Consider the following 21027-nt stretch of genomic DNA (forward strand, 5'->3'; position numbering starts at 1 on the left):
TCCGCTCAGCCGAGAATCGCGTGGAGAGCTTCGACGACCCGGTCCTGCTCCGAGTCGGTGAGGCTGGGGAACAGGGGCAGCGACAGTTGCCGCGCGTAGAACTCCTCGGCGACCGGGCACATGCCGCGCCGGTAGCCCATGTCCGCGAAGACGGGGTGCCGGTAGACGGGCAGGTAGTTCACCTGGACGCCGATGCCCGCCTCCCGCATCCGCTCGTACACCTCACGCCGCCGCCCGTCGAGGACCCCCACGGCGTACAGGTGCCAGGCGGGGTCGGCGTGGGGACGCCGGGTGGGTAGCCGCAGCCCGGCCAGGCCGGAGAGTGCCTCGTTGTACCGCTCGACGAGCCGGGCCCGCCGCTCCCTGAACGCGCCCAGCCGCTGGAGCTGGCTGATGCCGAGGGCGCACAGCACGTCGGGCAGGCGGTAGTTCAGGCCGAACCCGTGGACCTCCTGGTGCCAGCCGCCCTCCTCCGGGTCGCGCAGCTCCCCCGGATCCCGGACCAGCCCGTGGTTCCTGAACCGCCGGGCACGCCCCAGAAGCTCCTCGTCGGCCGTGGCGACGGCGCCGCCCTCGGCCGTCGTGATCGTCTTCGTCGGGAAGAAGGAGAAGGTCGTCAGGTCGGCGAGCGTGCCCACCGGCCGGTCGCGGTAGCGCGACCCGAGGGAGTGCGCGGCGTCGCCCACGACCACGGCCTCGACGCGCGAGGCGGCCTTGCGCAGCGCGTCGTACTCCGCGGGGTGGCCGGCGTAGTCGACGGCGGTGACGGCCCGCGTGCGCGGACCGGCCACCGCCTCCACGGCCGCGGGGTCGAGGTTGGCCGTGTCCTCCTCCACGTCGGCGAAGACGACGCGGGCGCCGAGCATCGCGGCCATGGCCGCGGTGGCGACGAACGTGATCGGCGAGGTGACCACCTCATCCCCCGCGCCGATGCCGGCCGCCGCGTAGGCCGTGTGCAACGCCGCGGTCCCCGAGGTCACCGACACGCACGGCACACCGCCGGTCCAGGCCGCGAGCTCCGCCTCGAACGCGCCGACGGCCGGCCCGGTGGTCAGCCACTCTCCGCGCAGGACGTCCAGGACACCTTCGATGTCACGTCCGTCGATCGACTGCCTGCCGTACGGGAGCATCAGACCCTCACCGCGAGCAGCTCGCGGATCCCCTCGACCGAGAGCCACTGGTCGTTGGTGTCGGAGCGGTAGGAGAAGCCCTCGGGGACGCTCTGACCGCCGGGCGACGGGACGTAGCCCCAGGTCGCGATCGTGGGCTGCACCACGTAGCGGCTGGCCAGCCGTATCGTCCTGCGGCTGTCGTCGGCGGCGATCATCTCTTCGTGGAGCTTCTCCCCGGGCCGGACGCCGACCTCCTGGAGCGGCGAGCCCGGGGCGACGGCCTCGGCCAGGTCCGTGATCCGCATGCTGGGAATGCGCGGGACGTAGAGTTCGCCGCCCTGCATCAGGTCGAAGGAGTCGACGACGAACCGGACGGCCTGGTCCAGAGTGATCCAGAAGCGGGTCATCCGCTTGTCGGTGATCGGCAGGCTCGCGTTCTCGGCCGCCAGCTTCTGGAAGAAGGGGATCACCGATCCCCGGCTGCCCATCACGTTGCCGTACCTGACCACGGCGAACCGGGTCACATGGTGAGAAGCGTAATGATTGGCCGAAACCAGCAGCTTGTCCGCTACCAGCTTGGTCGCTCCATAAAGATTGATAGGGCTGGAGGCTTTGTCCGTCGAGAGCGCGATCACCTTTCTGACACCGCAGTCAATGGCCGCCTCGACGACATTCTGGGAACCGCTGACATTGGTCAGAACATATTCGAACGGGTTGTATTCGGCCGTGTCGACCTGTTTGAGCGCGGCCGCGTGCACCACATGGTCGACGCCGTGCATGGCACGGGTCAGACGGCTACGATCGCGCACGTCACCGATGAACCAGCGCAGCCGGGAGTCGTCGGCGAACAGCTGCCTGACCTCATACTGCTTGAGCTCGTCCCTGGAGAACACGACGACCCGCCGCGGGTCATGGTGGTCGAGAACGTGCCGGATGAAAGCTTTTCCAAACGATCCCGTCCCACCTGTGATAAGGATCGATGACCCCTCAAGTTCGCCCACCCGAGTCCCCCCATACAAGACTTTCGTAACTTACGGTAGTCATTCAGTGACGAGTTTGTAGCATAACGTAGCGTCACCATCACCCAGCCGAGTTAGGAAATGTTTTGGCCGTTCACATCGCCGGAGTCATTCAGGCCCGCATGGGGTCCACCCGCCTGCCGGGAAAGGTTCTGCGGACGCTGGGCGGGCGCACCGTTCTGGAACGGGTCGTACGCGCCGCCTCGTACGGCGACGCCCTCGACGACCTCGTGGTGGCCACCACCACCGAGCCCGCCGACGACGCCGTCGTCACGGAGTGCGAGCGGCTCGGGGTCTCCTGGCACCGGGGTCCGGTGGACGACGTGCTGACCAGGTTCCTCGGCGCTCTCGACCGGCTGGACTGCGACGCGGTCATGCGCCTCACCGCCGACTGCCCGCTGCTCGACCCGGAGATCATCGCGATGACGGCCGCCATGTGGCGGGCCACCCCCGCGCTCGACTACCTGAGCACCAGCCCGCAGCCCAGGACCCTGCCCAGGGGGATGGACGTCGAGATCGTCTCCGCACAGGCGCTCCGCGGCCTCGACGCGGTGGCCACGGACCACCACCGCACCCACGTGACGTCCTACCTCTACACGCACGCCGGACGCTTCCGGATCATCGGCCTCGTGTTCCCTCCGGGCGACGCCGATCTGCGCGTCACGCTCGACACCCCGGAGGACTGGGAGCTGATCAGCGCCGTCGTCGGCCACTTCGGGGATGAGCCGGTGCCGCTGCGGACCCTGACCGGGTGGCTGCGGGAGCGGCCCGAGGTCGTGGCGCTCAACGCCGCCGTACGGCAGAAGGCCCTGGAGCAGGCGTGAGCACGGCACCGGAGCCCGCACGTCCGGTCCCCACGCCCGGGGAAGTCCGCTGAAGCGCGTCGGCATCCGGTGTGACGCGGGCACCGGCATCGGCGTCGGCCACCTGATGCGCTGCCTGGCCCTCGCCGAGGAGCTGCGGGACCGGCGGCTGGAGGTCGTCGTCCTCGGCGACGTCGGAGGGCTGGAGTGGGCGGGGGACCAGCTGGCCCGGCGCGGCCTGACACCGCTGCCCGGACCGGACGACCCCGCCGCACTGGTCCGCGCCGCCCGCCGCCTCGCGCTCGACGCCGTGGTCCTCGACTCCTACACCCTCGATCCCCGCTGCGCGGGGGCGCTGCGTGAGGCGGGCGTCAGGGTGCTGGCCATCATCGACGAGGACGACCGGGGCCAGGACGCCGACCTCTACCTGGACCAGAACCTCGGCGCCGAGCGGGGACCCGCCCACCTGCCCGGCGGAGCGGTCCGGCTCGCCGGGGTGCGCTACGCCCTGCTCCGCGACGACGTACGGCGACTGCGCCGGCCGGGGCCGGTGGAACCCGTCCTGCGGGAACCGGTGAAGGCCGGCCCGCGGGAGCAGGTGGAGACCGGGCAGCCGCCCCGCGTGCTCTGTTTCTTCGGGGGCACCGACGCGGCCGGGGCGGTGCCCGTCCTGACGGGAGAACTCGTCGCGACGGGCGCGCCGTTCCTGGCGACGGTCGTCACCCCGCGCGAGGGGGCGCTCGACCATCTCGGACCGGCGGACGGCCAGACGATCCGCCGGATCCTCCCCACCGACGACCTCCCCCGCCTGGTCGCGGCGGCGGACCTCGTCGTCACGGCGGCGGGCAGCAGTATGTGGGAGCTTCTCTACCTGGGGAAGGCCGCCGCGCTCGTCTGGGTGGCGGAGAACCAGCGACCGGCCTACCAGGAGGTGGTCGCGCGCGGGCTGGCGACCGGACTCGGCCACCTCGACACCGTGACCCGCGTGGGCGGCCCGGCCCGCGCACGCCTGCGGGAACTGCTCACCCGCCCGTCCGCCCGCGCGGAACTCGGCGCACGCGGGCCCGCGCTGGTCGACGGAGAGGGCAGGGTACGGGTCGCCGACGCCCTGCTCTCCCCGTGACCGCGATCACCTGAACCTCCCGAGGATGCCCCGGTCTTCAGGCCGGGGAGGAATCGGGAGCGGGAGGGCCGCCCAGGCCCGAGCGTCCCTGACCGGTCAGGTATTTCGATCGGCTTCTTTCTGAGTCGTGTAGCCGTAGCCGTCCGCGCGCTGAAGATGACGGACATGCCGGTGGTTGATCCCGGCGACGCGACCGTGCCGGGTGGTGATGTCGAACGAACCGGAGGAGCGGACCAGGACTCGCCCGAGGTGAACCCCGGCCTTCTTGCCTGCCGGGACGTTCGCCCGGACCAGGTCGCCGGTCTGGAAGCCGTGGTGCAGTTTGATCCGTGGCCGGACCAGACGGGGGAACCCGTAGCGGTCGGGGGTGGTGCGGGCGTAGGTGCCGCGCCCGGTCGCCGTGACCACCAGGACCGTCGACGGCCAGACGGTCACGGTCTCCAGTTCGCCGACGTGCAACGCGTCCAACGTGTGCGACTTCGGCGCTTGGGTGCGGGAGCGGTTCCACTTCGTACGACCGCCCGAGGCGGGGTGAACGGGCAGGCCGGTCGCTTCCAGGGCCCGCCACAGCGCCCACCGGGTGGCGTTGACGGCGGCGGCGTCGCGCAACGGCGCTTTGGCCTGCTTGAGGATCTTCGTGAGCAGCGCGGGCCTGCCCGTGAGGAACTCCTCGATCGGGGTGGCGCTCTTCGCCTGGTTGCAGGGGATGCAGGCCAGGGTGAGGTTGCTGATCCGGTCCGAGCCGCCCCGGGAACGCGGGTGGATGTGATCGATATTCAACGGCACGCCGGTCGCACCGCAGTACGCGCACACCCGGCCCCACTTGGCCAGCAGGTATTCGCGCACCTCGTACCCGGCGAGGGTGCCCTGCCGGTACTCCGCTCCTTCGAGCGGCCGGCCCGCCGACAGGGCGTGTGTGTCGAAGGAGACCCGCTCCACGTGCACGGCGGCCACGGGCGCCCAGCGGGTCAGCCGCGCCACCCACGACACGGTGCCGTCGACGCGGTGTTGCAGGGACGGCGCGAGCCACCCCTTCGGCTTGGTCCGGTTGAGGAACCGGGGCGCGCGGTAACGCAGGTTCGCGCTACGGCGCCGCCGTCGATACTGCGAGCGGGCGGTGAGCTTGTCTCGTATCGCTGCGCCCCGGTGGTCGAGCTGGATCGCGTACGTTCCCCTCCGGTCTGCGCCGCGCGGGGTGAACACGGCCAGGCCGGTGTGCTTGCTGCCGGGGTCGATGCCGACGTGCACGCCTTCGACGGTCGAGGTCGCCGCGTCGCGGTCCTTGAGACGGATGACGAACGGGGTGTGACGGTGAATCACGGCCCGCCCGGCTGCCAGCAGGCGGCGGGCACGGGCGGGATGGCAGGGGTCGAGCGGGGTGCCGTGCCTGTCCAGGACGAACACGACGGGGTGAACCTCACGGTTGGCTCCCTCAGACGTCGAAGCGCCCTCGGGGTGACGCCGAGCAGACCGGGTGCCGGTCGGCTCGATCTCCCCTCGCCCAGGTTGAACACCAGGTACCGCCTGGCGGCGGTGTCCGTGAGCCGTTCCGTGCCCACCCTCGGGGTTGTCTGCTCCCACGGATTCCAGAGCGGCAGGCTGAGGAAGCACCTGCCGGTGGGTCTGCGATCTTGTGTTCAACGTGGCCATCAAAATGCACCTCCTTGAGCTGACGGCCAGGGCTGGTCAACGCGGGGCTTCAAAGCGCATTACCGCGCCTCAAGCCCCCTCCCTCAGGAGGGGGTCGTTGACCTGACCAGTTCGATGACGACGACGGGCTCCTCGACCCCGGCCACCTCGCGCGTGTAGGTGCCGACCTCGGCGAACCCGTGGCGGCGGTGCAGGGTCCTGACCGCCTCGTTGCGGGCCAGGACCTCGCCGCACAGCGTCTCGATCCCCAGCTCGGCGAAGGCGTACTCGACGGCCTCACCCTCGATCCGCATCCAGGCGGCCAGCAGCTCCCCGCGCTCGGTGAGCCCGTCCACGTCGAGGTAGAAGCCCCATCCGGCCCGCCGCGCCTGGACGTCGTGGCCGGAGATGTTCACCACTCCGCTCGGCACGCCACCGTGCTCGTAGACCAGGATCCGGCACGTGGGATCCGTCATCGTCGCGGTCCACCACCCGCGGTGTTCGGTCTCGCCGATCTCGTGATCGGTGAAGCTGACCCCGCGCACCCGCGGGTGGTTGCGCCACCTCCGGACCATCTCGCTCTCGTGCTCGAAGGCTCTCCTGAGCATGGCGGTCAGCCGGTCCGGACCGTCAGGTAGGCGGGAGGATCCTGGATGTGGCCGAGATCGGACTCCAGGATCTGGAGCTCACCCCGGGTCCCTACCTCCTGGAAGCCCGCGAAGCGGTAGGTCACGAACATCACCCGGTTGCGGTCGTTGGGCAGGAACTCCGCCTGGAGCCGCACGCCGGCGTCCCGCGCCATCCGCATGATGTGGTTCAGCAGGACCGTCCCGACGCCCCGTGACATCACCCGGCAGGACATGAGCAGGAGCTTGAGCGTCCAGATCTCGGCTCCGCGCTCGACAAGACCGAGGCCGATCTTCCCGTAGGAGCCGAACCTGTCCTCAAGGCCGGCCACCAGCAGCAGGTGGTCGGGGGACCGTACGAACGCGCTCAGTTCCTCGTAGGAGTAGGTGATCCCGGTGGAGTTGAGCTGGTTGGTGCGGACGCTGAGCTCCTCGGCGCGCCGCAGGTCGGCCTCCGCCGCGGCCGAGATCACGAAGGTCATGTCGAGCGTGGCCAGGAAATCCTCGCTCGTCCCGCCGAACTCGCGCTGGGCGGCGTCCCTGAGCTCGGACCCCAGGTACATGGAGCGCCGGTTGCGGGAGTCCTCAGTGACGAACCTCGGGGTGAAGACCGGCATCTCCGGAATCCTGGCCACGTCGCGGGCGTCCAGGCAGAGCACCTCGGGATGGCTGAAGGCGACCTCCTCCCGCTCGAACGACTGGTCGTCGATCAGCGCCAGCGTGTCGATCCCGATGTTCAGGGACTCCGCGATGGCCGCCACGGACTCGGACTTCGGGTTCCAGCCGATCTGGGGGGCGAGGAAGTAGTCGCGCAGGCCGAACCGGTCCAGCTGCTCGATGGCGGCCTCGCTGTGGTTCCTGCTGGCGATCGACTGCAGGATCCCCCGCTCGTCGAGCACCCTGACGACCTCCGCGACCCCGGGCCGGAGCGTGACCTTCTCGTCCTCCAGGAGGACGCCGTCCCAGAGCGTGTTGTCCAGGTCCCAGACGACGCACTTGATCGGGCCCCGCCTCTCGACGCTCGTGGTCACGCGGACACCGCCCCCTCCTGCGAGGCGGCCGAGATCCGCCGCACCAGCGCCGCCATGGAGTGGACGCTGCGGAAGTTGTCCATCTGAAGCTCGTCATTGGGCACCGTCACCGCGAAGGTCCGCTCGACGAACATCACCACCTCCATCGCGAACATCGAGTCGACGAATCCCAGAGCGAAGATGTCGTCGTCATCGGCCCAGCTCCGGCCGGGGAAGCGAGGTTCGATGAATGCCCTGAGCTGCGCGTCGATATGATCTTGCATCGATTTCACCCTTTCAGTCACGGCAAGCATCGGGGTAGCTCGCGGTATCGTCGCGACAGCGTAGTGTAATCATCCGGTGGATGAGAGTCCCTTCGGACCGGGCCGCGGGTGCGCGCCCGGCCCGGGGACGGCGGGCCGTCCGACGGTCCGCGGCGCTCCGGCCGTGAGCCGTGCGGGGGTGGTCCGGCCTCAGGGCGCGATCTCATAGACCGCCATGGGGCCTTTCTCGTAGCGGAGTCCGGCGAACTCCCCGAGATCCGGCGCGGTCGAGGCGCGTCTCCTGTCGACCATCAGCCAGCGCACGCCGTACCGGTGCGCGAGCGAGCGGACCGCCTCCGCGGTGGGGGCGTCGAAGACGGCGTCGTTGGCCGCCAGCAGTTCCCGGTCCCAGAAGGGGAACGAGGCCGTGGAGTCCCGGTTGACGTCGGTCAGCGACGCCAGGTTCCGCGCCGTGTACCCCCAGCCTTCGACCAGGATCCGCCTCTCGGTATACGCCGCTACCCAGAACTGCCGGTTGTCGCAGGACCGGGAGGCGGTGAACCGGCAGTGGGCGTTGGTCGCCACGATGTCGTCCGCTCCTGAGTGATCCCGCAGCCAGCGCGCGCTCTCCACCCCACCCTCCGGGATCTCTCTCGCCTGGGCGGGGACCGCGGGGGTCAGAGCCGCGGCCGCGGACTGCGCCACCGTGGGCGCCGAGAACCCCGCCAGCAGCAGCTGGATCGCCGCCCGCCGCCACCGTGTCCGCCGGAACAGGAGGAACGCGGCGGCCACGACCGCGCACAGCACGATCACCGGTACGGCCAGGGCGGCGCCGAAGCCCGGGCCGCTCGATCCGGAGCCCTCCGGCCCCGGGCCGCCGGGTCCCACGAGGGCGAGGGGCGACGTCGGCCCCACCGTGGCGACCAGGACCGCCACCACCCCTCCGGCCACCGCGCAGGAGCAGATCGGCCAGGTGCGCCGCCGCCGGGGGACCTTGGCGAGGGCGGCCAGCAGGCCGGCCGCGGCGGCGATCGACAGGTACGGCCTGGCCGCGGTGAGGAAGTACAGCTGGCTCATGCCCGGATGCCCGAACACCGTCACCGCGGCGATCCCTCCCAGCCCCGTGCCCAGGAACAGCGTCAGCGCCCGGCCCGGAGCCGGGAACGCGCCCGGGGACCAGGGCCCCGGCCCAGAGGGCGGTCCACGCCAGCAGGAAGACCAGGGAGAGCACCGCGGGAGCGGCCCCGAACGTCTGCGTGGGGCTCAGCCACGCCAGGGAGACGCTCGGCGGGCCGCCCGGGAAAGATCCGTCCGTCCAGGGGTACGGGTTCAGCGGACCGGCGAGGTAGGTCAGGGCAAGCCCCAGGAGTCCGACCCGCCAGGTCTTTGTGATCATGAAGCCCGCAGCCGGGATGAGCACGACGGAGACCGCCATCATGGGCAGGACCGCGAGGCGGTACAGGATCGTCTGGGGGTCGATCCCGGTCACCCAGCTCGTGGCGGCCATGTCCGCGTAGACGAACCAGTGGTAGGACAGCGGCTCGCCCAGCACCTGGGGGACGGTCGGCGGCAGATGGTTGCGCAGCTCGCCGACGAGCGCGAGATGGAAGGGCATGTCGACGTAAGGGCTCGCGTTCCCCGGCCAGGTCAGGCCGTGGGTCCCGAAGAAGGTGAGGCCGCTGGACACGACGAGGAAGCAGAACAGCCCGGCCAGGGCGGAGGCGGCCCGGAGGGGGACCCGCACTCCCGCGGCGATCCACCGTCGCCGCAGCCGCGGTCCCTGCGCCTCTTCACCGTGCTCCGCGCCCGCGGCCACGGTCACCGTGTCCAAGGGCCCCCCATCCGTCGTGGGGCCCGGCCGATCCGGGTGGTACGCACACCCCCGGTTACAATGATCTTGCCGAGGGTAGGGGCGGTTCCCGCGATTCACCTCTCGCACACCGTGCTCTTACCGAGCTTTTGAGAACAGCCTGTCCCTGAGAGCTCACTGGCAGAAGCCTGAAGGTCGGCTGGCAGACGGCCGATCGACCCGACTTCGTGCGAAGTGTCCGGATAAGATGCCTTTTTCTGTCCCGCCCGCATCTCTCGTCACACTCGGAGCTCCCCTCATGAAGTCTCCTGCCCGAATGCTGCTGGCCATCCCCTGCGCGCTCGCCCTGGTGGCCACGCCGACCGCCGCCTGGAGCGCGGACCCGCCCAAGACCCCCGCCCCGGCCACCACCGCGGCCAAGACCACGACCACGGCTGCAGCCGCAGCCGCAGCCGCAGCCAAGACCACGACGTCGGACAAGGCCAAGTCCGCCGCCAAGGTCGCGCCCGTGAACTGCGCGAAGGTCAAGTGCATCGCGCTGACCTTCGACGACGGCCCGGGCCGATACGCCGACAAGCTGCTCGACACCTTCAAGAAGTACAACTCCAAGGCCACGTTCTTCCTTGAGGGCCAGTACGTGAAGTCCCGCCCGGCCTTCGCCAAGCGGATGGCCGTCGAGGGCCACGACCTCGGCAACCACAGCTACACCCACCCGCACCTGCGCGAGCTGGACGAAGGCAAGATCCGCGAGGAACTGACCAGGACCCAGGACATCGTCAAGCAGGTCACCGGCAAGTCGCCGACCATGATCCGCCCGCCGTACGGCGAGCTGGACGAGCGGGTCAAGGCGATCGCAGAGGAGATGGGCATGCCCATCGTGCTGTGGAACGGCGGCTCCCGCGACTGGGCGACCAAGAACGAGAAGGCCATCTACGACGAGGTGCTGAAGAACGCCAAGCGTGACGGCGTCATCCTCATGCACGACTGGGTCGAGCAGACCGTCAAGGTCATGCCCAAGCTGCTGACCGCGCTGCAGAAGCAGGGCTACCACGTCGTGGCGGTCTCCTCCCTGCGCGGTGCGAAGCAGCTCAAGGCCGCCGACATCTACCCGGTCGGCAGCGAGAAGGACAAGGAACTGCCGTCCGAAACCCCCTACGAGGGTGCCGAGAGCGCCGAGTCTCCCGCCGACGACTTCTGAGCCACCCTCCTGCCCAGCCGCTGCATCGGCAGCTCGACGTAACGGTAGGTGAGCCAGCTCAGGCCGACCACCGCGGCGACGAATCCCGCTGACAGCGGCACCTGCACCACCGGCTGCGCGGCTCGCACGTCTCCGACGAGAGCGTTGACGAGCCTCAGCAGCGGGTGGTGCAGGAGGTAGAGCGAGTAGCTGATCAGGCCGAGCCGGACGAGGAATCGAGGCAGGCGGCGGGGGCGCAGGGCCATCCCACCCGCGAACGTCGCCCCCGCGAGCGCGATCGTGGTGAACCACACACCCGGCTGGACCCACCACCAGCCCGCCTGAGGCGCCCACACCGGGGCCAGCGCCACGAGAACGACGGTGACCGCCACCGGCCAGAGGCCGCCCGCACCCTGCTCCCAGCGGCGGATCGCGGTCCCGGTGAACATCACCGCGAGGATCGCCGCCCCGAGCCACGGCACGAAACTGCCGAAGAGCAGCAACACCACGGACATGCCGCCGAGGACGTAGGCGGCGACGGTCCGGAACCGGCCGCTGATCAGGCACACCATGCCCACGAGGAAGATCGGGCCCGACACGTAGGCGGGCCAGGGCCCCCTGAGCGGCGGCGCCGACAGCAGCAGCCCGGTGACGACCGCCACGGCACCGAACCCCACGGCGAGAGTCCCGCTCCGGCAGTGCAGGCCGCGGACGAACAGCGCGGTCACCAGCAGGTAGAAGACCATCTCGTAGGAGAGCGTCCACATGGTGTCGGCCAGCCCGCCCACGTGGACCACATCCAGCAGCATCGTGGCGTGCGCGGACACGGACGACAGGTCGCGGGGCACCTGCTCGCGGACCGGCACCCAGAAGGCCATGAACAGAACGGAGGCCGCGACCAGCAGGTAGACCGGGTAGAGCCGGAACACGCGGCTGATCCAGAAGGCGCGGACGTCACCGCGCCCCTCCAGCGAGACCGGGATGATGTAGCCGCTGACCAGGAAGAACACCAGGACGCCGTACATCCCGAGGTTGAACCAGTAGGGCCGGAGCGCGGGCATGAACCAGGGCAGCAGATGTTCCAGGAGCACCGCTACGGCGGCGAGCCCGCGCAACGCGTCCAACCAGGCCAGCCGGGCGGCGGACGTGGCCGTGGGAGATCCGACACCGGTGACTGTCGAGGACACCTGCCCCAACCTACCGGGGCGGCCAGGGCCGGACAGGCCTAATGGTCACCGTGTTTCCCCGGCCTCCAGCGGAGAACGGCGCGGCCCCGCGGAGTCACTCTCCGCGGGGCCGCGCCGTCGGTCCTACTCCCACTCGATGGTGCCCGGGGGCTTGCTGGTCACGTCGAGGACCACACGGTTGACCTCGCGGACCTCGTTGGTGATCCGGGTGGAAATGCGGGCCAGCACGTCGTAGGGGACGCGGGACCAGTCGGCGGTCATGGCGTCCTCGCTGGAGACCGGGCGCAGGACGACCGGGTGGCCGTACGTGCGGCCGTCGCCCTGGACACCAACCGAGCGGACGTCGGCGAGCAGGACGACCGGGCACTGCCAGATCTCCCGGTCGAGCCCCGCGCGGGAGAGCTCCTCGCGGGCGATGGCGTCCGCCTCGCGGAGGATCTCCAGGCGGTCATGGGTGACCGCGCCGACGATGCGGATGCCCAGACCGGGGCCGGGGAACGGCTGGCGCCAGACCATCGCGGAGGGCAGCCCGAGCTCCTCGCCCGCGCGCCGGACCTCGTCCTTGAACAGCGTGCGCAACGGCTCCACCAGCGCGAACCGCAGGTCATCGGGGAGGCCGCCGACATTGTGGTGGGACTTGATGTTGGCGGTGCCGGTGCCGCCGCCGGACTCGACCACGTCGGGATAGAGGGTGCCCTGGACGAGGAAGTCGACCGGGCCGTCGGCGATGATGGCGCGCTGCTCGTCCTCGAAGACCCGGATGAACTCGCGGCCGATGATCTTGCGCTTCTGCTCGGGGTCGGTGACCCCGTCGAGTGCCTTGAGGAAGCGCTCCTGAGCGTTCACCACCCGGAGCTTGACCCCGGTGACGGCCACGAAGTCGCGCTCGACCTGCTCGGCCTCGCCCTTACGCAGCAGTCCGTGGTCGACGAACACGCAGGTCAGACGGTCGCCGATGGCGCGCTGCACCATCGCGGCGGCGACCGCGGAGTCCACCCCGCCGGACAGCCCGCAGATGGCGCGGCCCTCCGGGCCGATCTGCGCGCGGATCGCCTCGACGGCGTCCTCGACGATGTTGAGCATCGTCCAGGAGGGACGGCAGCCCGCCGCGTCGAGGAAGTGCTTCAGCACGGCCTGGCCATGCTCGGAGTGCAGGACCTCCGGGTGGAACTGCACACCGTACAGGCCCCTGCCGGGGTGCTCGAAGGCCGCGACCGGCGTCTCCACGGTCGCGGCGGTGACGAGGAAACCCTCGGGGGCGGCGGCGACGCTGTCACCGTGCGACATCCAGACCGACTGCCTGGCGGGCAGCCCGGCGAAGAGCACACCCTCCCGGGCCACATCGAGCTGGGTCCCGCCGTACTCCGCGGTGCCGGTCCTGGCCACCTGACCGCCGAGCTCCTGAGCCATGACCTGGAAGCCGTAACAGATGCCGAAGGTGGGCACCCCGGTCTCGAACAGGCCGGCGGGCGCGGCGGGTGCGCCTTCGGCGTAGACCGACGAGGGGCCGCCGGACAGGATGATGGCCTTGGGCTTCTTGGCCATCATCTCCTCCACCGGCATCGTCGAGGGGACGATCTCGGAGTAGACATGGCATTCACGCACCCGTCGCGCGATCAGCTGCGCGTACTGCGCACCGAAGTCGACGACCAGGACCGTGTCGAACTCAGACACCAAGACCCCCAAAGGAAACACACCGGTACTCTCAGTCTATCGGCGCCCAGGAGGCCCGGGTCAGAGAGCTCGGCTGAGAAGACCGAGGGGCGGCGAGCCGAGGTCGAGCATCGCGGCGTGGAAGCGCTTGAGGGTGAACCCGGCCCCCCACTCGGCCCTGGCCCGCTCACGCAGGTCGAGGATCTCCAGCTTGCCCCAGGTGTAGCGGCCGTAGGTCGGGTCGAAGGTGGCCCGTGCCGCCTCCGACATCGCCGCGGGACCGGCCAGGTGGGTGTCGGCCTCGAAACGCCGGGCACCTTCCTCGACGGTCATCGAGCCGGTGTGCACGCCGATGGCGCAGGCCAGCCGGGTCACCCGGATCAGCGCCTCCAGCCACACGCCGATCTCGAAGCGCGGGTCCTCGGGGGCGAAGCCCTCCTCGACGCAGAGCTCCTCGGCGTAGTGGGCCCAGCCCTCGGCGAACGCCATCGACATCAACGTCCGCCGCACGTCGGAGGGGGCGTGACGCAGGGCACGGCCGTGCGAGAAGTGCCCCGGAGCGACCTCGTGCACGTTGATCGCGGGCAGCGTGGTGGCGCTGAAGACCTCCAGCCACTCCTCGATGTCGCGCTCCGGCCAGGAGGGGTCTGGCGGGGTGACGTGATACCACGACGGGCCCTCGGGCTCGCCTGGCGCGGCCCAGCTCATCATCGCCATGGCCCAGCGGCGTGACTCGGGCGCCAGGCCGACCAGGCACTCCCCGTCGTGGTAGGGGACCAGATCCCTCTCCCGGGTGAAGGCGATCGCCCGCTCGGCGCCCGCCCGCGCCGCGTCGAGCACCCCGTCGATACCGGGGTGGTCACGGACCAGCTCGCGCGAGACGTCCAGCGGCGACCTGTCACCCATGCCCAGCTTCGCGCACGACTCGGTGAGCCGCGCCATCAGCCGGTCGCGCTCGGCGTCGGCCCTCGCGGCGAGCGCGCCCAGGTCCACCGGGAGCCCGTCCCCCGCGCTCATCAGCAGGGACAGACCCTCGGCGCCGAGGGACGCGTCCGGGTCTCCGGAGCGCGCGGCCTCCTCGACATGCGCCAGCAGGCGGGCGTGTGCCTTCAGCGCCGCCTCGCGCACGGACTCCTCCGCGTCCTCCGGCACCCCTGCCGCCAGACCCCGTACGGCCCCCAGCAGCGCGGTGGCGACCGGTGCGCTGAGCAGGTCGAGCGAGGCGATCGCGTTGTCCACGGCCTCGGGCCAGCGGGCGAGGTGGGCGAGCTTGGCGGCGGCCCGCTCATCCGCCGGGGCGTACTCCCGGTCGTAGGTGGCCAGGTCGAGGTTGCTGAGATGCTCCATCGGGCTGCGCCGGTGCAGCTCCAGCTCACCGAACCTGACCCGGGTGGCCACCTCGAAGATCTCCAGATGGGTGGCGTCATGGGGGTCGTCCGGCAGCGCCCCCTTCCCGAGCGCGGCCAGCCCGGCACGCACACCCTCGGGCGAGAGGTCCTGGATCACCCCGTCGTACTCGTGCCTCCCCGCCCCCTCGCGGGAACCGGCGATGTCCATGTCACATACCGCCCGCAGGCGGCCATCCAGTTCGCTCATGACCGCGACGCTATCCCACGACGATCTCCCCACGCCGGGGCCCGGCATCGCCGCGTCCCGCCGCGCATGGGACGCCGCCAACCCCGACTCCGATGTCCGCTGAAAACAGGTAGGACCAATCGTGCACCGGATGGCACAATGATCGGATGTCTGTCCGCATCACCACCCTCGCCGAACGCCCGGAGCTCGCGGAGCAGCTGTGGGCCATGAAAACCTCCTGGCCCGAGTTCATGCTCCACGACCCGATGGCGACTCTCTACTACGAGGTCTGCACCACGGTCTATCCGGAGTTCGTCCTGGTGGCCGACGACGACGCCGACCCGGGACGGCTGGTAGCCAGGGGGTTCAGCGTCCCGTTCACCTGGAGGCACGAGGAGCTGCCGGACGACGGCTGGGACGCGGCGATCCGGTGGGCGTGGAACACCCGGCGGACCGGCGCGGAGCCCACCCTGGTCTCCGCACTGGAGATCACCGTCCGACCCGACCTGCTCGGCTCCGGGCTGTCCCCTCTGATGCTGGAGGCCATGCGGGACAACGCCGCCCGCCTCGGATTCACCGAACTGCTCGCCCCGGTACGGCCCAACGCCAAGCATCTGGAACCGCGCACCCCGATGGCGGAATACGCCGCGCGGACCCGGCCCGACGGCCTGCCGGTCGATCCGTGGCTACGGGTCCACGTGCGCGCGGGCGGCACGATCGTGAAGGTGGCGCCGCGCTCGATGACGGTCGCCGGCACGCTCGCCGAATGGCGGAAGTGGACCGGCCGGCCCTTCGACGAGAGCGGCCCTGTCGAAGTGGCCAGAGCCCTGGTCCCGGTCCACTGCGACCTCGACCATGACCACGCCGTCTACGTCGAGCCCAACGTCTGGGTCCGCCACCGGCTGAGCTGACGCCCCGGCATCCTGACCTCCCTCCTTCCCTGATGGCCCGCACCGGGCCCGGTGTCCGTGCTCGTCACCCGCCGGTACGGCCGCCGCCCGCGCGGCCGGCAGCGCGGTGAGATTGGCCGGCGCCCCCGATCGCCCAGGGCCGGGCGGCCGGTGTCGAGGTGACCGGCGTCAACGAGGATCTCGTGACGCTTGCCGAGATCGCCGAGCGGACCGGACGGACCTTCGCCACGGCCGACCACTGGGCCGTCGGCCGCCGGGGGCCCGGGGGATTTCCGGATCCGGACTGGGGCCAGGTCCCCGATCTGCGGCGGCAGCTCAATGCGGATCCGGTCAGAGGTCCTGATGCTCAACGGGACGTCTCGATCCGGCACGCCGCTGGTAGCGCGAGCGGGCCAGGTGGTGGGCCGTGCGGAGCAGCTCTCGGATCGCCGACTCCGTTCGCGGCCCCGGGTTCACCACAGCCAGCCAGCCCAGAGTGCCGTAGACGGGGTGCGCCATCACGGAGTCGATCATGCTCGGGTCGACCTCACTCGTGGTCGCGTCGCGCGGCGGTTGCCCTGTCCAGCTGGTGAAGGCGTCCTTTCCGGCGAAGAGGTTCAGGCGGAAGGTGTCGGGACGGTTCAGACGTGATCGCTCGTCGCCCGGATAGTCCTTCGTCACGATCGTCGCGAAGGGCTGGGCTGTCTTCGGAACCTCGCCATCGGGTGCGTAGTAGAAGAACGTGTCGCCCCAACTGATCTCAGGTGAACCGTCGCCGCGTGCCGGCCTGAGGGCCAGAACCCCATCGAGGTCGTTGAGGAATTCGATGATCTCGTCGATGCTCATGTGTTGTAGCGTTTCATTCATGTGCTTGTGGAGACTTTTCCCCAAACACACCGAGGTGGACTGGTGAGAAGTCGCAAGTCAGCCAATATGCGGACGATCGATGTTGCGCGACATGCCGGGTGCTCCGTCCAACAGGTGCGCAATCTCGAGCGCGACGGCGTGCTACCCCCAGCGACGCGCACCAGCACGGGATACCGGATCTACGACGAGGCGCATCTGCGTTCCGCGCTGGCCTATCGAGCTCTCGCGGACGGCACAGGGCCGGTCGAGGCCAAGAGGATCATGCACGCGGCGCACGCACATCTCATTTCGGACCTGCTCGCCCTGCTCGACGCGGCACACGCTCGGCTCGACACGGAGCGGCGGGAGCTCAAGCTGGCCAGAGAGGCCGCCGCGACAGTCTCCGAGGAACCGATCGACGATGTCCGCCCATCAGACACCATGAGCATCTCTGAGCTCGCCGTCGCGCTCGGTGTGCGCCCCTCGACGTTGCGGCACTGGGACGCGGAAGGGCTCGTCGTGCCCCGTCGAGCCTCCCCGCGAGGACCGCGACGGTACTTCCCCGACGATGTCCGAGACGCGCGGATCGTCCATCAGCTACGCATGGCCGGCTACCGTATCGCCCCACTCCAAGCCTTGATGCCGGAGCTGCGACGCACCCGCCGGTGGGACGAGGTGATGACCACACTGGCCGCCCGAGACGCGCGCATCGATGCCCGATCGAGAGCTCTCCTCGACGGTGCCGCCGCACTCAGCACGTTGATCCCACCGACGAGAGCTACCTCCCGGGAGGCTGCCGTGGGCACACAGGCGTGAGTCTCAGATGCCCGAAAGAATGACCTGGGGGGATGCGCAGGTGACCGTCCTCAACCTCCTGTCCCGCAACAGCCAGAGCCTGTTCGGGGCTCGGAGCATGAGGTTGCGGATTCACCCACGCGGTACGGCCTGGCCCTGGTAGGGCACAGGCCTAGGTGATGTCGACGATGGGCAGGCGGAGGGCGCCGGGGGCGGCGGTGGGGACGGCCGGGGTTCTGGGGGCGACGGGTGACAGCCGGACGTAGGGGGAGCCCGGGGCGGGGCGGGGGTCTGCCTCTCCCCTGTTGGGCCAGAGCGACATGGCGCGTTCGGCCTGGGCGGTGATGGTCAGGGAGGGGTTGACGCCGGGGTTGGCGGAGACGGCGGAGCCGTCGACGACGTGCAGGCCCTCGTGACCGTGGACGCGGTGGTAGGCGTCGATCACCCCGCTGTCGCGGTCGGCGCCGATGGCACAGCCGCCCAGGAAGTGCGCGGTGGCGGGGATGTCGAACAGGTCGAGCCAGGAACCGGCGGCCATGCCGCCGACCTCCTCGGCGGCATTCCGGACGAACTCGTGGCCGGCCGGGAGCCAGGTGGGGTTGGGCTCGCCGTGGCCCCGCCGGGAACGGAGCTTCCAGCCGAACACGCCCCGGCGCGCGGACAGGGTGATCGAGTTGTCCTTCGCCTGCATGACCAGGGCGATGAGCCCGCGTTCGGACCATCGGTGGTGGTTGAACAGCCTGGGCACCAGGTGGGGCCGGCGCAGGACCTCTCCGAGGAACTTCAGCCAGCGCGGGGCGCCGCCGCCGTCGATCAGGAGGGAGCGGAGCATGCCCATCGCGTTGGAGCCGTCGCCGTAGCGGACGGGCTCGATGTGGGTGTGGGCGTCGGGGTGGATGGAGGAGGTGATCGCCACGCCGTGGTTGAGCTTCTCGCCCTCGACGGACAACCGCTCGAACCCGAGCAGTGCCTCGGAGTTCGTCCTGGTCAGGGTGCCGAGCCGGTCGGACAGCCGGGGCAGGGTCCCGGTGGCCTTGAGGCGGTGCAGCAGGCGCTGCGTGCCGTACGTGCCGGCCGCGAAGATCACCTGCTCGGCCGTGAGGGTACGGCGCCGCCAGGGTGCCCCCGTCCTGCTCACCTCGACCTCGTAACCGCCGTCCGCCGGACGGACCGAGGTGACCGTGGTCTCCGGATGGACCTTGGCCCCGGCCTTCTCGGCCAGGTAGAGGTAGTTCTTGATGAGCATGTTCTTGGCGCCGTGGCGGCAGCCGGTCATGCACTCGCCGCACTCGGTGCAGCCCCTGCGGCGCGGCCCGGCTCCGCCGAAGTAGGGGTCGGCGACCTCGACGCCCGGCTCGCCGAAGAAGACGCCGACCGGGGCCGGACGGAAGGTGTCGCCCACGCCCATCCGGCCGGCGACCTTCTTCATGATCTCGTCGGCACGGGTGAGGGTCGGGTTGACCACCACGCCCAGCATCCGCCTGGCCTGGTCGTAGTAGGGGCCGAGCTCGGCCTTCCAGTCGGTGATCGCCGACCACTGGGCGTCGGTGAAGAAGGGGTCGAGGGGTTCGTAGAGGGTGTTCGCGTAGACCAGCGAGCCGCCGCCGACCCCGGCGCCCGCGAGGACCATGACGCCGGTGCCCTTCTGGCCGCGCAGCACGTGGATGCGCTGGATGCCCTTCAGTCCGAGCCCCGGCGCCCACAGGAAGTCACGGGCCCGCCAGGAGGTTCTAGGCAGCGTGTTCTCGTCGAACCGCCGCCCGGCCTCCAGCACGGCGACCCGGTAGCCCTTCTCCGTCAGCCGCAGCGCCGCGACGCTCCCGCCGAACCCCGAGCCGATCACCAGCACGTCGTAGTCGAACATCCGTGGATTCCGTTCGGGCGGTGGCCGGACCGTGGCGGGCGCCGTCGCTCCGGCCGTCGCGGGCCTCACTTCAGATGGAGCTTCTTCATGGTCTTGAGCAGGCCCGCCAGGGTGTCGGCGTATCTGTCGTAGGTCATGCCGAGGATCGGTTCGAAGCCCAGCCAGGAGGCCTGGCTGGAGATGGTCTGCACCTCGGTGTACTTCAGCAGGCCCTCGGCCCCGTGGCGGCGGCCCAGGCCGGAGGACTTCATGCCGCCCATGGGCGCCTCGTAGGAGGCGTAGGCCGAGCCGTACCCCTCGTTGATGTTGACGGTTCCGGCCATGATCCGGGAGGCCAGCGCGCGGCCCCGGGACAGGTCGCGGGTCCAGACGGAGGCGTTGAGGCCGTAGGCGCTGTCGTTGGCCTTCTCGACCACCTCGTCCTCGCCGGCGAACCGGTAGATCGAGACGACCGGGCCGAAGGTCTCCTCCCGGCACAGGTCCATGCTCTCGTCCACGCCGACCAGGATCGTGGGCTCGTAGAACAGCGGGCCGACGTCGGGGCGGGCCTTCCCGCCGGCGAGGACCCGGGCCCCCTTCGCGACGGCGTCGTCGACATGGGCGCCGACCGCGTCGAGCTGGCGCCGGGAGGTGAGCGAGCCCATCTGCACGTTCCAGTCGAGCCCCGCGCCGAGCTTCATGTTGCGGGCCTGGCGGACGAACTTCTCCACGAACGCGTCGTACACCGAGTCGTGCACGTAGAGCCGCTCGATGGAGATGCACAGCTGTCCGGCATTGGTGAAGCAGGCACGCAGTGCGCCCTGGGCGGCCACGTCCAGGTCGGCGTCGTCGAGGACGACCATCGGGTTCTTGCCGCCGAGCTCCAGCGAGCAGCCGATCAGCCGCCTGGCCGCCGCCTCGGCGATCTTCCGGCCGCCCCGGGTGGAGCCGGTGAACGCCACGTAGTCGGCGCCCTCGATCAGCGGCTCGCCGACCTCGGCGGGGTCGCCGAGGACGACCTGCCAGATCTCGCGGGGCATGCCGAGGGAGGCCAGCAGGTCGATCGTCCACAGCGTGGACAGCGCGGTCTGGGTGTCGGGCTTGTGGACCACGGCGTTGCCCGCGAGCAGGGCCGGCACGACGTCGGTGACGCCGAGCGAGAGTGGGTAGTTCCATGGGGAGATCAGGGCCACGGTCCCCTTGGGCCGGCGCACCTCGACGGTCTTCGTCGCGACGGGGAAGATGCCCGCGCGGCGCCGGGGCTCCAGGAGGCCGGGTGCCCGCCGTACGTAGTGGAGCGTGCAGCCCGCGACGTCGAGGACCTCCTCGAAGGCGTGTCTGCGGGCCTTGCCGGTCTCCCACTGGACCACGTCGAGGATCTCCTCGCGCCGGTCGAGGATGGCGTCGTGCAGGCGGAGGAAGGGCTTGACCCGCTCGTGCGCGGGCAGGGCGGCCCATGTCCGCTGGGCCTCACGCGCCCTGGCGTGGGCGGTACGGACGTCTTCCGCGGCGGAGACGGGCAGGTCGGCGAGGGTCTGGCCGGTGAAGGGCGCGGTGATCGCCTGTGTCTTCCCGCTGGAGGTCACCTGCCGGACGACACGTTCGATCATGCTCGGGTCGAGTGTCCGGATTGCACCAGGAGTGGCAGCCATGCTCGGAGAATATT

The 21027-nt window shown here is 70.4% G+C and carries 19 protein-coding genes; 6 read left to right on the forward strand and 13 right to left on the reverse strand.

All coding sequences use genetic code 11. The features are described 5' to 3' along the window. Nucleotides 1-5 precede the first annotated feature (5 nt). Both ACIN94_RS11945 and pseB read right to left on the reverse strand, forming a co-directional pair. On the reverse strand, nt 6-1130 hold the full coding sequence (locus ACIN94_RS11945; protein WP_400703506.1) for a DegT/DnrJ/EryC1/StrS family aminotransferase: 1125 nt from the start codon (nt 1128-1130) through the stop codon (nt 6-8). After that, on the reverse strand, nt 1130-2113 hold the full coding sequence (pseB, locus tag ACIN94_RS11950) for a UDP-N-acetylglucosamine 4,6-dehydratase (inverting) (RefSeq protein ID WP_400703509.1): 984 nt from the start codon (nt 2111-2113) through the stop codon (nt 1130-1132). The genes ACIN94_RS11945 and pseB overlap by 1 nt, the downstream gene beginning before the upstream one ends. Nucleotides 2114-2217: 104 nt before the next feature. Between pseB and ACIN94_RS11955 the strand changes: the two genes are divergently transcribed. Together ACIN94_RS11955 and ACIN94_RS11960 are read left to right on the forward strand one after the other, a co-directional pair. After that, a complete protein-coding gene (locus ACIN94_RS11955; protein ID WP_400703512.1) occupies nt 2218-2955 on the forward strand; it encodes a cytidylyltransferase domain-containing protein in 738 nt (245 codons plus the stop codon). Nucleotides 2956-3061: 106 nt separating this feature from the next. Further along, nucleotides 3062-4057 carry a PseG/SpsG family protein gene (locus tag ACIN94_RS11960; RefSeq protein ID WP_400703515.1) on the forward strand — a complete coding sequence of 332 codons (996 nt, stop codon included), beginning with the start codon at nt 3062-3064 and terminating at the stop codon, nt 4055-4057. Between the two features lie 96 nt (nt 4058-4153). Here ACIN94_RS11960 and iscB read toward each other — a convergent pair whose 3' ends face one another. The 5 genes from iscB to ACIN94_RS11985 form a co-directional block, all read right to left on the reverse strand. Continuing rightward, the gene (gene iscB, locus ACIN94_RS11965; protein WP_400703518.1) at nt 4154-5461 is read right to left on the reverse strand and encodes an RNA-guided endonuclease IscB; all 1308 of its coding nucleotides are present in this window, start codon (nt 5459-5461) and stop codon (nt 4154-4156) included. A 329-nt stretch (nt 5462-5790) separates the two neighbouring features. Beyond that, a complete protein-coding gene (locus ACIN94_RS11970) occupies nt 5791-6294 on the reverse strand; it encodes a GNAT family N-acetyltransferase (protein ID WP_400703521.1) in 504 nt (167 codons plus the stop codon). Nucleotides 6295-6299: 5 nt separating this feature from the next. Then, entirely contained in the window at nt 6300-7343 is a 1044-nt protein-coding gene (locus ACIN94_RS11975; RefSeq protein ID WP_400703524.1) for an HAD-IIIC family phosphatase, read from the reverse strand. Continuing rightward, entirely contained in the window at nt 7340-7606 is a 267-nt protein-coding gene (locus ACIN94_RS11980) for an acyl carrier protein (RefSeq protein ID WP_400703527.1), read from the reverse strand. Before ACIN94_RS11980 ends, ACIN94_RS11975 begins: the two co-directional genes overlap by 4 nt. Nucleotides 7607-7795: 189 nt before the next feature. Beyond that, nucleotides 7796-8686, reverse strand: a complete 891-nt coding sequence (locus ACIN94_RS11985; protein ID WP_400703530.1) for a hypothetical protein — start codon at nt 8684-8686, stop codon at nt 7796-7798. Nucleotides 8687-8979: 293 nt separating this feature from the next. On the opposite strand from ACIN94_RS11985, the gene ACIN94_RS11990 reads away from it, so the two are divergent. Both ACIN94_RS11990 and ACIN94_RS11995 read left to right on the forward strand, forming a co-directional pair. Next, on the forward strand, nt 8980-9102 hold the full coding sequence (locus ACIN94_RS11990) for a hypothetical protein (RefSeq protein WP_400703533.1): 123 nt from the start codon (nt 8980-8982) through the stop codon (nt 9100-9102). 591 nt (nt 9103-9693) lie between these two features. Further along, nucleotides 9694-10593 carry a polysaccharide deacetylase family protein gene (locus tag ACIN94_RS11995; RefSeq protein ID WP_400703536.1) on the forward strand — a complete coding sequence of 300 codons (900 nt, stop codon included), beginning with the start codon at nt 9694-9696 and terminating at the stop codon, nt 10591-10593. Here ACIN94_RS11995 and ACIN94_RS12000 read toward each other — a convergent pair. From ACIN94_RS12000 to ACIN94_RS12010, 3 genes are all read right to left on the reverse strand, one after another. After that, a complete protein-coding gene (locus ACIN94_RS12000; protein ID WP_400703538.1) occupies nt 10548-11759 on the reverse strand; it encodes an acyltransferase family protein in 1212 nt (403 codons plus the stop codon). The two genes, ACIN94_RS11995 and ACIN94_RS12000, sit on opposite strands and share 46 nt — an antisense overlap. 123 nt (nt 11760-11882) lie before the next feature. Beyond that, complete coding sequence (gene guaA / locus ACIN94_RS12005; protein ID WP_400703540.1) at nt 11883-13454, reverse strand: glutamine-hydrolyzing GMP synthase; 1572 nt, start codon at nt 13452-13454, stop codon at nt 11883-11885. Between the two features lie 39 nt (nt 13455-13493). Beyond that, nucleotides 13494-15008: a DUF885 family protein gene (locus ACIN94_RS12010; protein WP_400703542.1), complete on the reverse strand. Its 1515-nt coding sequence runs from the start codon at nt 15006-15008 to the stop codon at nt 13494-13496. A gap of 146 nt (nt 15009-15154) precedes the next feature. On the opposite strand from ACIN94_RS12010, the gene ACIN94_RS12015 reads away from it, so the two are divergent. Beyond that, complete coding sequence (locus tag ACIN94_RS12015) at nt 15155-15898, forward strand: N-acetyltransferase (RefSeq protein WP_400703544.1); 744 nt, start codon at nt 15155-15157, stop codon at nt 15896-15898. Nucleotides 15899-16228: 330 nt separating this feature from the next. Here the strand turns inward: ACIN94_RS12015 and ACIN94_RS12020 are convergent, their stop codons facing one another. After that, nucleotides 16229-16723, reverse strand: a complete 495-nt coding sequence (locus tag ACIN94_RS12020; protein WP_400703546.1) for a DUF6194 family protein — start codon at nt 16721-16723, stop codon at nt 16229-16231. Nucleotides 16724-16810: 87 nt separating this feature from the next. On the opposite strand from ACIN94_RS12020, the gene ACIN94_RS12025 reads away from it, so the two are divergent. Then, entirely contained in the window at nt 16811-17539 is a 729-nt protein-coding gene (locus tag ACIN94_RS12025) for a MerR family transcriptional regulator (protein WP_400704077.1), read from the forward strand. 151 nt (nt 17540-17690) lie between these two features. On the opposite strand, the gene ACIN94_RS12030 is transcribed toward ACIN94_RS12025, so the two are convergent. Then, on the reverse strand, nt 17691-19382 hold the full coding sequence (locus ACIN94_RS12030) for a GMC oxidoreductase (RefSeq protein WP_400703548.1): 1692 nt from the start codon (nt 19380-19382) through the stop codon (nt 17691-17693). A gap of 65 nt (nt 19383-19447) precedes the next feature. Continuing rightward, nucleotides 19448-21013 carry a succinic semialdehyde dehydrogenase gene (locus ACIN94_RS12035; RefSeq protein ID WP_400703550.1) on the reverse strand — a complete coding sequence of 522 codons (1566 nt, stop codon included), beginning with the start codon at nt 21011-21013 and terminating at the stop codon, nt 19448-19450. Nucleotides 21014-21027 lie beyond the last annotated feature (14 nt).

This window comes from Streptosporangium sp. NPDC087985, from assembly GCF_044741965.1.
In the GTDB taxonomy this organism is placed as follows: Bacteria; Actinomycetota; Actinomycetes; order Streptosporangiales; family Streptosporangiaceae; genus Streptosporangium.

Coding starts and splice junctions, on each gene's coding strand:
- ACIN94_RS12030 (WP_400703548.1), bottom strand. CDS start 19,382: ATGTTCGACTACGACGTGCTGGTGATCGGCTCGGGGTTCGGCGGGAGC.
- ACIN94_RS12025 (WP_400704077.1), top strand. CDS start 16,811: ATGCGGACGATCGATGTTGCGCGACATGCCGGGTGCTCCGTCCAACAG.
- ACIN94_RS11980 (WP_400703527.1), bottom strand. CDS start 7,606: ATGCAAGATCATATCGACGCGCAGCTCAGGGCATTCATCGAACCTCGC.
- ACIN94_RS11970 (WP_400703521.1), bottom strand. CDS start 6,294: ATGCTCAGGAGAGCCTTCGAGCACGAGAGCGAGATGGTCCGGAGGTGG.
- ACIN94_RS11945 (WP_400703506.1), bottom strand. CDS start 1,130: ATGCTCCCGTACGGCAGGCAGTCGATCGACGGACGTGACATCGAAGGT.
- ACIN94_RS12020 (WP_400703546.1), bottom strand. CDS start 16,723: ATGAGCATCGACGAGATCATCGAATTCCTCAACGACCTCGATGGGGTT.
- ACIN94_RS11960 (WP_400703515.1), top strand. CDS start 3,062: ATGCGCTGCCTGGCCCTCGCCGAGGAGCTGCGGGACCGGCGGCTGGAG.
- ACIN94_RS12015 (WP_400703544.1), top strand. CDS start 15,155: ATGTCTGTCCGCATCACCACCCTCGCCGAACGCCCGGAGCTCGCGGAG.
- ACIN94_RS11990 (WP_400703533.1), top strand. CDS start 8,980: ATGAAGCCCGCAGCCGGGATGAGCACGACGGAGACCGCCATCATGGGC.
- ACIN94_RS11995 (WP_400703536.1), top strand. CDS start 9,694: ATGAAGTCTCCTGCCCGAATGCTGCTGGCCATCCCCTGCGCGCTCGCC.
- ACIN94_RS12010 (WP_400703542.1), bottom strand. CDS start 15,008: ATGAGCGAACTGGATGGCCGCCTGCGGGCGGTATGTGACATGGACATC.
- ACIN94_RS12035 (WP_400703550.1), bottom strand. CDS start 21,013: ATGGCTGCCACTCCTGGTGCAATCCGGACACTCGACCCGAGCATGATC.